The organism is Gemella sp. 20925_1_85, from assembly GCF_041433735.1.
In the GTDB taxonomy this organism is placed as follows: domain Bacteria; phylum Bacillota; class Bacilli; order Staphylococcales; family Gemellaceae; genus Gemella.
The window spans coordinates 1-12,915 of sequence record NZ_JAPWCC010000003.1; the positions used below are offsets into that span (position 1 = coordinate 1).

At 32.1% G+C, this 12,915-nt stretch carries 9 protein-coding genes and 1 pseudogene; 6 read left to right on the forward strand and 4 right to left on the reverse strand.

The window, feature by feature from the left end:
* Positions 1-498: pseudogene (locus O3884_RS01395) on the forward strand (Asp23/Gls24 family envelope stress response protein); the annotation flags it as partial.
* A gap of 203 nt (positions 499-701) precedes the next feature.
* On the opposite strand, the gene O3884_RS01400 reads toward O3884_RS01395, so the two are convergent.
* Positions 702-1,586: a protein kinase family protein gene (locus tag O3884_RS01400; protein WP_371451235.1), complete on the reverse strand. Its 885-nt coding sequence runs from the start codon at positions 1,584-1,586 to the stop codon at positions 702-704.
* 226 nt (positions 1,587-1,812) lie between these two features.
* Here O3884_RS01400 and O3884_RS01405 point away from each other — a divergent pair, with 226 nt between their 5' ends.
* Together O3884_RS01405 and O3884_RS01410 are read left to right on the forward strand one after the other, a co-directional pair.
* Positions 1,813-2,991, forward strand: coding sequence for an acetyl-CoA C-acetyltransferase (locus O3884_RS01405; protein WP_371451236.1), 1,179 nt, complete (start codon positions 1,813-1,815; stop codon positions 2,989-2,991).
* 241 nt (positions 2,992-3,232) lie between these two features.
* Positions 3,233-3,871, forward strand: a complete 639-nt coding sequence (locus tag O3884_RS01410) for a sunset domain-containing protein (RefSeq protein WP_371451237.1) — start codon at positions 3,233-3,235, stop codon at positions 3,869-3,871.
* A gap of 405 nt (positions 3,872-4,276) precedes the next feature.
* Here O3884_RS01410 and ung read toward each other — a convergent pair whose 3' ends face one another.
* Entirely contained in the window at positions 4,277-4,963 is a 687-nt protein-coding gene (gene ung, locus O3884_RS01415) for a uracil-DNA glycosylase (RefSeq protein ID WP_371451238.1), read from the reverse strand.
* 240 nt (positions 4,964-5,203) lie between these two features.
* Positions 5,204-7,012, reverse strand: coding sequence for an oligoendopeptidase F (gene pepF / locus O3884_RS01420; protein WP_371451239.1), 1,809 nt, complete (start codon positions 7,010-7,012; stop codon positions 5,204-5,206).
* 326 nt (positions 7,013-7,338) lie between these two features.
* Here pepF and O3884_RS01425 point away from each other — a divergent pair, with 326 nt between their 5' ends.
* Together O3884_RS01425 and O3884_RS01430 are read left to right on the forward strand one after the other, a co-directional pair.
* Entirely contained in the window at positions 7,339-7,932 is a 594-nt protein-coding gene (locus O3884_RS01425; RefSeq protein ID WP_371451240.1) for a TipC family immunity protein, read from the forward strand.
* Between the two features lie 542 nt (positions 7,933-8,474).
* Complete coding sequence (locus O3884_RS01430) at positions 8,475-9,569, forward strand: NAD(P)/FAD-dependent oxidoreductase (protein WP_371451241.1); 1,095 nt, start codon at positions 8,475-8,477, stop codon at positions 9,567-9,569.
* Positions 9,570-9,688: 119 nt separating this feature from the next.
* Here the strand turns inward: O3884_RS01430 and O3884_RS01435 are convergent, their stop codons facing one another.
* Positions 9,689-11,026, reverse strand: coding sequence for an MFS transporter (locus O3884_RS01435; protein WP_371451242.1), 1,338 nt, complete (start codon positions 11,024-11,026; stop codon positions 9,689-9,691).
* Positions 11,027-11,580: 554 nt separating this feature from the next.
* Between O3884_RS01435 and O3884_RS01440 the strand changes: the two genes are divergently transcribed.
* The gene (locus O3884_RS01440) at positions 11,581-12,729 is read left to right on the forward strand and encodes a pyruvate kinase (protein WP_371451243.1); all 1,149 of its coding nucleotides are present in this window, start codon (positions 11,581-11,583) and stop codon (positions 12,727-12,729) included.
* Positions 12,730-12,915: the final 186 nt, after the last annotated feature.

The window sequence follows — 12,915 nt, forward strand, 5'->3', positions numbered from 1 at the left end:
GACGCAAAAGAAGTAGCGGAAGACGTAAAAGACGCAGCAGAAGACAAAGCAGAAGACGTAAAAGATGCTGTAGAAGATAAAGTAGAAGACGCAAAAGAAGTAGCGGAAGACGTGAAAGACGCAGCAGAAGACAAAGTAGAAGATGCAAAAGAAGTAGCAGAAGATGTGAAAGATGAAGCAGAAGACAAAGCAGAAGACGTAAAAGATGCTGTAGAAGATAAAGTAGAAGATGCAAAAGAAGTAGCGGAAGACGTAAAAGACGCAGCAGAAGACAAAGCAGAAGATGCAAAAGAAGTAGCAGAAGACCTAAAAGACGCAGCAGCAGATAAAGCAGAAGATGTAAAAGATGCTGTAGAAGACAAAGCAGAGGATGCTAAAGAAGCTGTTGAAGAAGAAGGATTCGCTGGAAAACTATTTTCTAAAGTAAAAGAAGTGGCAGAAGATGTAAAAGAAGCTGCTGAAGATGCTATTGAAGATGTAAAGAAAATGGTTAAATAATAAGACTATTATTTATCAAATCCTTTTATTAGAAAACTAGTAAATCTAAGTAATATTAAATAGGAATCTATATAGGTAACTGGCAAAAGTAGAACTTAAGTCGGTTACCTATTTTTATATTATTTTAATACAGTGGCTCTCGTAATATCGATTTTAACTTAACATAAAAAACATCGCCATGTGAAATGACGATGTTTCATTTGTTAATATAATTCAAATCTTTCTACGTAGTACATAGTTCTATTAGCTCCGCTTTCGTAGTTTTTATTGTTCAAGCGAAGTGTCATCATACCCACAGGTTTTCTAGTGGCGATGTTTTCGTATGGAATAAGAACTCTGTCTCCTTTAACTTCCCATTTTTCTACCGGCATAAAAATTGCATCAGTAGCTCCACCGTATCCAATATCACTTTTAACTAAGAATACTTGATCTTTAGCGAAGTATACAACTTTGTTTTTATGATTCATCATTTTTTCTAAGTTTTGTTTGCTAAAATCAGTAACTTTATTATTTAATTGAACAAATTCAATGTCTTTATCATTTTGTAATCTTTGTAGTACATCTTGTTTATGGAATGTTTGTGCATTGTATGTATTTAGTAAGTCCAATACTTTACTCAAGTTAATTTGTTTTACTACGTTATTGCTACCGTCGTTACTAGCGATAAATCTCACTACATTGGCAGTACTGCTACCTTTTAGATTTAACATTCCATATGCCATAGGTTGTAGAATTTCTCCAGCTTTAGCTAAGTCATGTTTTCCAGTCTGAGTAGTATTTTGGACTGTAGTGTTTTTTCTAGTAGGAATTGCTACGTTAGTAGTAGTGTTTTTTCTAGCAGGAGTTTCTATCTGAATAGTAGGTTTGTTACTAACAATATTTGTACTAACGTTAGTATCTGTTTGTTTAATATGTTCAACTTCTTTTTGTAGGTTAGCTAAAGAAGTTGGTGTTTCTTCGGTAGTTGCTACTTCTCTAGTTGCATTATTATTGTTGTTATCAATTTTTTGTGCCACCTTATCTGTGCAACCAGTCATAAGTCCGATTCCTAAAATAAATATACCTGTTGTTTTTAGAAGTTTGTTCATATTGTCCACCTTCTTTTTTGTAACTTCTTTATATTCATATTATACATCTCTAAATTACAAAAAACAACCTTTTATTACAAAAATATTACATTTATATTACAAAGATATTTAGTGAATGTTACAATGGTGTAATTTTTAGGATCGGCCTAGTTTTGTTGCATTATTTGATGAAGTCTATTTTTTATAGTAAAATATACTAGTAAAATAAATTTAGGAGATAAAAAACATGAATAGAGTTGCTATTGTAAGTGCAAAAAGAACTGCTATAGGAAGTTTTGGAGGAAGTTTAAAAGATGTTTCTGCTGCGAAAATCGGTGGAGATCTTGTGAAACAAGCATTAGAAAGTGTAAATCTAGATCCAAATCTTGTTGATGAAATTATATTCGGTAATGTATTACAGACTGGTCTTGGACAGAATGTAGCAAGACAAATTGCTGTTAATGCAGGTATTCCAAAAGAGAAAAGCGCCTTTGTTGTAAATAAAGTTTGTGGATCAGGACTAAAGAGCGTTGTTCTTGGAGTTCAATCTATTATGGTAGGAGATAATGACATCGTAGTTTGCGGTGGAGTAGAGAATATGAGTGCGGCGCCACACTATACGAAAAATGCTCGTTTTGGTCAAAAACTAGGTAGCTTTGAATTAGAAGATACTATAATCAATGATGGTCTGACTGATGCTTTTGAGAATTATCACATGGGTATCACTGCCGAAAATATCTCAGAACAATACGAAATTACAAGAGAAGAACAAGATGAATTTGCTCTAGCAAGTCAAAAAAAGGCGGCTTTAGCAATCGAGAATAATCTATTTTCTGAGGAAATTGCTCCTATAACTATTAAAACAAGACGTGAGGAGATTGTTTTCGATACAGATGAATATGTTCGTGGGAATACAACATTAGAAAGCTTAGCTAAATTACGTCCAGCTTTCAAAAAAGATGGGACTGTTACAGCGGGGAATGCTTCAGGAATTAATGATGGAGCTGCTTGCGTCATTCTAATGAGTGAAAAACGTGCTAAAGAATTAGATTTAGATGTTCTTTGTTACATTGAAGGTTATGCCTCAGCAGGTTTAGATAATAAAGTAATGGGACTAGGGCCAGTACCTGCAACACAAAAAGTACTAGAAAAATTAAGTTTAAATATTGAAGATATTGATTTATTTGAAATGAACGAAGCTTTCGCGGCACAATCTATAGCTGTAACACGTTTATTAAACTTAGATACGACTAAGGTTAATACGCGTGGTGGTGCAATAGCACTAGGGCATCCAATAGGAGCGAGCGGTTGTCGTGTTTTAGTTACATTAGTGCATGCACTAATTAAAGACAACAAAGAAAAAGGACTATGTTCACTTTGCATAGGTGGAGGTCAAGGTATCTCTATGGTTGTTTCTAGAAAATAATTACAAGGAGTGATTTAACAATTGTGATTTCGTACAAATCGATTTTGCTGAATCACCCCAGTTTATTAGATATCTATAAACAGCTGATTACTATGAAACATTTTAAAAGCTAGAACATTAGCTTCAGCTCCGTATGAAAAGGTTTAAATTTCGTGAAAGTTAAAGTTCTTTATAAAAATAATTGTCTATTAGCTAAGAAAGTGTTAAAATAGATAAGTGATTATTTTTAAGGAGAAATATTGTGAATAAATTCATGAAAGAACATGGACAAGTTATTTTGTGGTTTATCTTTTTAGTATTTATGATAATATCACTTAGCATGGTGTTTACTCATGGTATTAGATACGCTATTGTCGTATTTGTATTAAGTTTTATACTATTATGTCCACCTATTGTAAAACTTATTCAACGAAAAACGCGTTTGAAAAAAGTTGTCTTAGGTGCTGTAAGTGCACTTGTTATGATGTTAACAATGCTAATGACAAATCATTTTAGTGAAGCTAGAAAAGAAGAACAAAGAAAAACTTTCCAAGAGAAAAAAGAAGAGCGTGATAAAAAAATAGAAGAACAATCTTCTGAAGAGAAAAAAGAAGAAAATTCAACAGAAAATAAAGAACAACAAATAGCCCCACCACCTCCATCTAAAAAAAGAATAGATGAAAGTGATAGTGAGAAAAAAGAAGTTGTTCAAGTAGCTCAAAATCAACAAACACAACAACAGTTACAACAACCTAGAAAGGTTATCGTTAGAGCTAGTAAAAAGAATGGTTATTACTATACACCAACACATCCTTCTTACAATAATATTACAGCTAAAAATCTATTAGTCTTCAATTCAGAAGAGGCAGCCCAAAGAGCAGGGTATAGAAGAGCTGCGTAATAAAAAATCTCAGACAAAATGTCTGGGATTTTTTGTTTTAAAATATAATAAAAAAAAACGTGTTTGGGGAACACGTTTTTCGGGTGAACTAAATTAAGTTCTAAGCAATTTCTTGCTTGTTTATATCTAATCTTATATACAAATAACAAAAGAGTCTTTCAACTCTTTAAAAGGGAGAATGGCTTGCCTAGGGAGCGACAAGCCACATTATGAAAAAAATTAAAAAGTTTTATTATCTGTTAATATCATAAAGAATTAACCGAAATATTGGTTTAAACAAAAATAATTTCAAACTTAAAAGGGAGAAACGACAAGTGTCGTTAAGAATGAAATTTCATTACTTTTGTTTAGGTACTCATTATATATCTCTTACTTAAAATATACTTAAAATTTTTTAAAAATATTTTAAAAAAATGAAATTTGCTCATTTGCTTTCATTTTTAATTCAAAGTCTATATTTCCTCTGTCGTGAGAGGCTAAATAATCATTGATTTGAGAGAAGACTTTGCTTCCGAAAAAGCCACGGTATGCGGATAGTGGACTCGGATGTGCTGATTCAATAATTAAATGTTTTGAAGAATCAATTAGTTTATTTTTACTTCTTGCGTAAGCACCCCATAAAACAAAGACTACATTTTCATTTTTTTCAGAAATAGTTTCAATTATGTAATCCGTAAAATTTTCCCATCCCATCTTGCTGTGACTCGCAGGAGAATTTTTTTCAACAGTAAGAACCGCATTAAGAAGAAAGACCCCTTGATTAAACCAAGATTCGAGATTTCCTGTTTTTGCTGGATTTATACCTAGATCATCATGAAGCTCTTTGTAAATATTTATAAGACTTTTAGGAAGTGGCACACTATCATTTACAGAAAAGCTTAATCCGCAAGCTTGATCGGGATTATGATACGGATCTTGCCCTAATATTACGACTTTAATATCTTCTAAAGCTAAGTCAAAAACCCTAAAAACTTGCTCTTTTGGAGGGTAGATTGTTGTAGTAAGACGTTTTTCATCTATTTTTTCTATCAATTCATTAAGTTCATCTATTTTTGGATAATTTTTTATTACTTCATTCCAACTGTTATGCATATAAAACTCCTTAAAATTACTACTTTGTTAAAGTATATCATAGTTAAATATATAATAAAATAGGAGTGATTCGATGAAATTAATTTTTTACAATCAATATTATCGAGGCACTCCTCATAGACGCAGTGGTTTATTGATATCTAAATTCGCTTTATAGAAGCTTTTTAGATATCTAATAAACTGTGCGAGGGTGACTCGACAAAATCGATTTCTACGAAATAACGATTTTTGAGTCACTCCTTATTTATTTAATTCATCTGTTAAGTTGTAAAGTTCATCCACTAGGTGACCAACATAAGCAATGGCTTCTTTAAGTGGTTCATCAGTACTTACATCACAACCTGCAAGTTTAGAAAGATCTAGTGCTGACATGCTGCTTCCTTTAGAAAGAACATTTAACCAAGTGTCGGCATAAGAACTGTCATTATCGATCTTATTAGCGATAGCTGTACCAATTGTTAATCCTGCAGAGTAAGTGTATGGATATAGTCCCATGTAGTAGTGAGGTTGTCTCATCCAAGTAAGCTCTGCACCTTCATTAACTACTAGACTATCTCCGAAGAATTCTTCCATTACGTTGCGTTTTACTTCAGAAAGAACATCAGCAGTTAACATTTCATTGTTATCTACCATTTTGTAGATTCTATCTTGATAAACAGCTTCTAAGTAGTGTGTTACCATATTGTGGAAGTATGTTCTACTAATCATGTTGCTGATAACCCAACGTTTGAAACGAGCATCAGTATTAGTTTTTAGTAGATAGTTAGATACGATAACCTCGTTACAAGTAGATGGAGCTTCAACGAAGTATAGTGGACAATCGTTGTTTAACATTGTTTGGTGTTTTCCTGTACTCATGAAGTGATATGCATGTCCAAGTTCGTGAGCAAGAACGAAAACTTCATTCATTTTTCCAGTCCAAGAAAGTAGGATAAATCCAGCTACATTAGGAACTGTTGCGCAGAATCCACCAGTACTTTTCCCGATGTTTTGAGGGAAGTCAGTCCAACGTTTATCATAACTTTCATCAATCATTTTAACGTAGTCTTCACCAAGAACACCAAGTGCTTTTTTAAGGTAAGAACGAGATTCGTCGATAGTCATATCAACTTCGAAATCTGGATCAAGGTTGATTTTACAGTCCGCGAACTGCATATCTTCAATCTTGTGTTCGCGAGCTAGAAGCTTAATGTAACGTCGAATATGAGGTGCTAAATCTGTCATAAGAGTACGGATTTGACGATCATATAATTCGCGGTTACCATCTTGCTCTGCTAATAGGTAGTCGATAACACTATCATAACCACGCATTGTAGCTAGCATTTTTTCTTTTTTAATTTGAGAAATATATTCATTTGCTGAAGTGTTTTTATAAGTATTTAATGTTTTATAGAAACTTTTCGCAGCATTACGACGCACTTCAGTATCATTATCCATTTCGTGTAAGTTTTCGTATAGTACGAAGCTATTTTCGAAAGTTTTTCCATTTGCTTCGAAGCTGTCGAATTGCATATCTTCATGCTTAGTTACCTCGTATAGATTGTAGTAACCAGGAAGACTTTCATAGTTTGCGATTACTTGTTCAGCTTCTTTTGATAATGTATGTTTTTTCTCCTGAATGATTTTTTCGAAGTAGTATTCTAAATCAGGACGATAGTTTTTCACGAAATCTTTAATGAATTGTTCATCTAGTTCTACAAGTTCAGTGTCAAAGAAACTTAAATTCCCCGCCCATAAAGTAGAAACATCCTCAAATAGTGTTACATTTTTCACTACATTGTCATTAAATCTATCAACCGCCATTGGTAATTCAGCGTAATGAGATAGTTTATAATATTCTTCATATAGTTCTTCATATTTTTTAACGGCAGTATCTAAAGTCGCGTGATCCGCTAATTTTCCTTCGTAAGCAGCCTTAAAATCTAAGATTTCCTTTTTAATATTCTCAAGGCTCGCTTTAAAATCTTCATCAGTTTTGTATAGAAGAGTCATATCCCAAGTATATTTCTCTTCGACTTCTTTTCTTGGTATTAATTTCATTTCAGTCATAGTTTACCTCCTGTATAATTAAGTTGAATTATATCGATTCATAGTTGCCTATAAGCAACTTAATAATAATTATAATACATAATAGTAGATAGGTAAAGCTAATTATTTGTTTTAGGGTAGAATGAAAGAAGTGTTGAAAAATAGTGAAGGAGAAGTAGACATAAGAGGAATAGAAGTATCGTAAAGTAGAACACCAATTTCAATTAATAAGTGAGTTTGTAGTTCTATTTTTTTAATAAGAAGTATGATATAATAAAAAATAGACATCAAATTTATTGTGGTAAAATAAATATCATAGTAATATTTATTATAGAAGGTAATAAAATATGGAAAAGTTAAGTAAGAAGTGGAAACTATTTATAATAACAACGGTAGTATTAATAAGTAGTATATATGGATATTATAAAATAAATAATAGAAATGCATTTGAAGAGATGTATAATTCATATTATAACTTGTTACCACTTGGAGCGATAGATAAAATGCCACAGGTAAAATATGTGCGTAGAACTGATCAAGCAATAGAGATTAAAAAACTATTTTATAAAGAACAAGTTAATGGAAGTAATATAGAGTTTTCTTTAATAAACTTTAATAATAAGCAGAAAATATTTGTAATTAGCTCAACATTAATTGCCGAAGGTGTATATTTAGATATAAACTATCTATATGACATGGATAATCATGAATTGCGAAATACTGTGACTTTCCGTGGAAAAAATGTTCCATTAACTGAAGATAAGCCAAAACAGAGAAGAGAACTCTTAGAAAAGTATAATATCTCAAAAAAATACTTACAGAAGAAATCAGATGAACTGTTAGATGTAGTTTTAACAGATTGGAAGAAGTATAACGGTAGTTCATATTCAAGGAGTAATATGGGAAGACTAACAATAGAAAAAGATGAATTTTTGAGATAGTGAGTACTAGATAAAATAACTGATAAAAGGATACTGAGTAGCTAAGTGCTACTTAGTATTTTTACTATTAAAGTATATAAAATAAATATGGTATAATAGAAAAAGAATAATATATAGAGAAATACAAAGCATATTTCCACGAGATAATAATAAAAGATGACTTTGTTCAGAAAAGTTAGTAGAAAAGGAAGGATAGGAAAATAAAAAGTTATAAAATAGATGATAGTTATACTATGAAAGGTATAACGGAAGCTATAAATGTGAAATTGATAATAAATGATGATAAAGATCTTACTGTTAAGACAGCTCTATATAAAGATTCTAAATGAGGAGCTTTAGAGCATGGAGCTATTCTAACATCTGAAAAATTATCAGGACTTTTATCAGATAATGGAAGATAACAGGATAAAGAAAATAAGAGTAAATAGAAAAAATATTCCTTAATAGATGAGAGTAGAGAGGGTGATATCTGTATTTACTCTATAAATTTTTTGAGTTATAATTTTAGTTAGTAGATTTATTAAAAAAAAGCGAGGTATCTTATGAAAATAGCAGTAGTAGGTGGGGGAATAGTAGGAGCTACATGTGCTTATTATTTGTCAAAAGAACAAAAAAATGAAATAGTAGTTTTTGATTATGGTGTAGGTCAAGCTACAAAAGCTTCGGCTGGGATTATAAGTCCATGGTTTTCTAAAAGACGTAATAAACCTTGGTATAAGATGGCTAGACTTGGTGCGGATTTTTATTTGAAATTAGTTAAAGACTTAGAAGATGATGGCTACAATACTGACTTTTATTCACAATGTGGAGTGTATTTATTGAAAAAAAATGAAGATAAGCTACCTGAGTTAAAAGAACTTGCTGAAAGTCGTAAAGAATTATCACCGATGATAGGGGATTTAGAGATAATCTCAAAAGAAGAAGTTCAAAAAATTATTCCTAGCTTCGATAACAATGGAGACGTACTGTATGCGAGTGGTGGTGGACGAGTAGAAGGAGAGAGATTCGTTAATACTTTACTTAATGCCTCGAAAGCAAATGTCGTTAAAGAAAAAGTTAGTCTAAAGGTTGTGGGGGATAAATACGAGATTAATGGACAGGTTTTTGATGTAGTCGTGCTTGCGACTGGTGCGTGGTTAAAAGATATACTAGAGCCTCTTGGATTTGATGTTGATGTTCGTCCGCAAAAAGGTCAACTAAGGGATTATAAAGTTTCTGATAAAAATACAGGATCTTATCCAGTTATTATGCCTGAGGGTGAATTGGATATTATTCCATTTGAAAAAGGTGTTGTTAGTGTTGGAGCAACACACGAAAATGAAATGGGCTTTGATTTAACTGTTGATAAACAGCAACTTGATACTTTTGGTGAAGAAGCGGAGAAATTCTTGGGTGAATTAAAAAATGCGCAAATAATAAATGAACGTGTTGGAATTAGGGCTTATACTAGTGATTATTCTCCATTCTTTGGTGAAGTTCCAACACTGAAAAATGTTTATGCGATTAGTGGTCTTGGTTCTTCAGGGTTAACTACAGGCCCGATAATTGGCTATAGTATAGCGAATATTATTTTAGGCAATGATATAGAATTAGATCCACAAGATTACAACATCGAAAACTATATAACACGTAAGTAAGAGGGAGTGACTCAAAAATCGTGATTTCGGAGAAATCGATTTTTTAGAGTCACCCCCTAACAATAAGAAAAAGCACTGAGCAATATTGTTCAGTGCTTTTTGATGTTTTCAATTGTTAATTATTTGTGTGCTAATTCTTTAGCTCCGCGGTGACTTAGTACTGCGAATACGATACAAAGAACTGCAGATGTTAGAAGTACGTAAAGACCTCCAGACCATCCTACACGGTCAACAACGAATCCGATGAACCAAGTACCGAATGAAGCACCCACGATGTAACTCATGAATCCTCTTAGACCAACTGCGTTACCAACAGCAAATGATGGAACAACTTCCATAGTTTGAACAGATGCTAAGAATTGTGGTACGTAGATTAGACATCCAGAAAGGCTGGCAAATACGATTACCCATACTAGAGAAGTACTTTCCCAATATCCGATTAGACAGAAGAAAATGATAACCATTGCACCGATTGCTGGAGGCATACGGTAACCTTTGAATACTTTATCAGATAGGTATCCAGCAAGAAGTGTTGATGGAATAGCAGCCCACTCGAATAATGTGAAGGCGATACCCATTTGTCCTTTTGTGAATCCTTTAGTTTCTAATAAGTAGATTGGAAGCCAAGAGATTAATCCGAAACGGATTAAGTATACGAATGTATCAACTAGAGATACATACCAAGCATGTTTGTTTTTTAATACGTAGTTTATGAAAATTTGTCCTGCACTTAAGTTTGCAGCTTCTTCTGGTACGTGTTTTACTTCTACTTTGTGTGTTTCACCAGTGATTTCTTCCATTGTTGGTAGACCTTCGTTTTCTGGTTTTCCTTTAACTAAAACAAGGATAATAATAACGAAGATAATAGCGATAATCGCTGGGAATACGTAGTATGCTAATTTCCAGTGTTCTTTACCAAAGATGAAGAATCCTAATGTAACAACACTTGCTACGATTCCTCCACCGATGTTGTGAGAAATATTCCAAAGAGCAGTCATACGACCACGTTCTTTTTTAGGGTACCAGCTTGCAAGTGTGATGAATGCTGGTCCAACCCCCATACCTTGGAAAAGTCCTAGTAAGATTACTAAGATTGATACTAAGAATACAGTGTGGCTAACTCCAAGTGCTAAGTTTACAGATGCACAAAGGAAAAGTCCAAGAGCCATATATTTTTTCGGATCTGCTTTATCCGATAAACTACTCATAAATCCTTTACTTAATCCGTATGCAAGTAACATGTAACTCATGATTGCACCCATTTGAGTTTTAGAAATTCCTAAAGATGCTTTAAGGTCACTACTCGATAAACTGATGTTATTTCTAACAATGTAGAATGCCATATATCCAAGGAATACTCCAAGGAAAGAAATAAATCTTAATTTTTTATAAGTTGGCATTACTTTATCGGCAGGAACTTTGTGTGATTTAGCTTTAGGTTTTAAAAATGATAACATAAAAATGTTCCTCCTAAATATAATATATATAAATTTTAATAACTGAAAACTTTGTGTTATATCAGCATGTAAAATTATATACTACAGAGGTGAAGTTGTCAATAGTTTTTTAAATATTATATAATATTATTTTTTTCTTAATATGTAATTAGTAGATATTGATATTCTTTTAAAATATAGCATTTTATGAAAATAAACTTTGTAAATATTTTTCATAATTATCGCTAAAAAACAACTACAAATGTAGGCTTATTTGTAAGAAAAAACCTTACAAATCACGTAAGGTTTTTTCTTTTATTTAATGAATTAAAATTCTGTTTGAAAACGATATATGTAGTTATATTTTTATAGTTTATATTAAATTAATGTGTTAATAAGAATTAAATTTACCTAAATAAATGGGATTTAATATGATTTAGCACTTTATGTTTAATAATAATATTTAACTACTTAATAATATAGGTTAAAACTGTTGTAATAAGTATAGTATAGTATGTTATAATTTGCTGTGATATAATAAAATGTGAAATAAAGATATGGATAGGTGAATAGTTATGATTAGAAATTCTAAAATAATAGCTACTATAGGTGATGCTACAGATAAAGTGTTACGAAAAATAGTGGAAGGTGCAGCAGATGCTGTATTGATAGATTCTTATTATGGGAGTAATGAACAAAATATTGAAAGAATAGAGAAAGTTAAATCTCTAAGAGAAGAAGTGGGGAGAGACTTAGCTATAATATATGATGTTGATCATATTTATGCGAAAAATAAGTATAAACTTATAAGAATAGATGAGGAGAATGTAGATTTTGCCTGTGGAAATGATGTAGATTTCGTTGCATGTCCTTTTGTTGGAAACCTAGAAGAGATTATGAAGGTGAAAGAGCTTATTAAGTCACATGGAAAAAATATAGGAATTATTGTTAAGATAGATTGTAAAGATGGTTACGACAATCTTGATGAGATATTGGAAATTGCAGATGCGATTATGATTAATCGTGATGAGCTTGGTGTAGATATTTCGTATGAAGATTTACCTGGTATTCAAAAGGAAACAGTAAGAAGAGCTAATGAAGCTGCGAAAGTAGTTATTTTAACTACTCAAATGTTGTATTCTATGGTTTACAATCCAAGACCGACTAGAGCTGAAGTATCAGATGTTGCGAACGCAATTTTCGATGGTGTTGATGCGATAATGTTAACAGAGGAAACTGCAATTGGTGATTATCCATGTGAAGCTCTAGAAACAGTAGATAGAATTATAAGAACTGTTGAGAAAAATAATGCTGTTGATGCTGAAAGATTCGAAGTGGAAGGATATAATATGAGTATCTCACACGCTGTTTCTATGACAACAAAACATCTTTTAGAAGCAGTTGACGTAAAAAATATTGTAACTTATACAAAATCAGGGACAACAGCTCGTTTCATCGCGAGATATCGCCCAAATATACCTGTGCTAGCCGTTTTACCTGATAGAGAAAGTGCTAGAAAGTTAGTTATTACTAGAGGAATAGTACCGTATATCGAACCTAAGATGTTAAGTATGGAAGAGATGCTAAGTAATGCTTCTTCATATTCTAAAAAAGTTGGATTAGCGGAAGTTGGTGATCTTATCTTGATAACAGCAGGTCAACCAGATACAGGAAAAGGTATTGTACCACCTACAGACTTTGTATATGTAAGTAAGGTTGATTAGTTAATTAATGATAGTTTATAGGGAGAAACCCAATGTTACAAGGGGTATAAGCCATTATTTAGTGGAGTATAACTAAAAGCTAAGATTATAAAAAAGTATATTGAAGATATTTTGCATAGATTAATTGTAAAATATCTTCTTTTTTCTTCTATAAAAATAGCACAACGCTTGCATTTTATGATATAA

Excerpts from the sequence above, each read along its gene's own strand:
- pepF (WP_371451239.1), bottom strand. The coding sequence starts at position 7,012 with ATGACTGAAATGAAATTAATACCAAGAAAAGAAGTCGAAGAGAAATAT.
- O3884_RS01400 (WP_371451235.1), bottom strand. The coding sequence starts at position 1,586 with ATGAACAAACTTCTAAAAACAACAGGTATATTTATTTTAGGAATCGGA.
- ung (WP_371451238.1), bottom strand. The coding sequence starts at position 4,963 with ATGCATAACAGTTGGAATGAAGTAATAAAAAATTATCCAAAAATAGAT.
- O3884_RS01405 (WP_371451236.1), top strand. The coding sequence starts at position 1,813 with ATGAATAGAGTTGCTATTGTAAGTGCAAAAAGAACTGCTATAGGAAGT.
- O3884_RS01425 (WP_371451240.1), top strand. The coding sequence starts at position 7,339 with ATGGAAAAGTTAAGTAAGAAGTGGAAACTATTTATAATAACAACGGTA.
- O3884_RS01435 (WP_371451242.1), bottom strand. The coding sequence starts at position 11,026 with ATGTTATCATTTTTAAAACCTAAAGCTAAATCACACAAAGTTCCTGCC.
- O3884_RS01430 (WP_371451241.1), top strand. The coding sequence starts at position 8,475 with ATGAAAATAGCAGTAGTAGGTGGGGGAATAGTAGGAGCTACATGTGCT.
- O3884_RS01440 (WP_371451243.1), top strand. The coding sequence starts at position 11,581 with ATGATTAGAAATTCTAAAATAATAGCTACTATAGGTGATGCTACAGAT.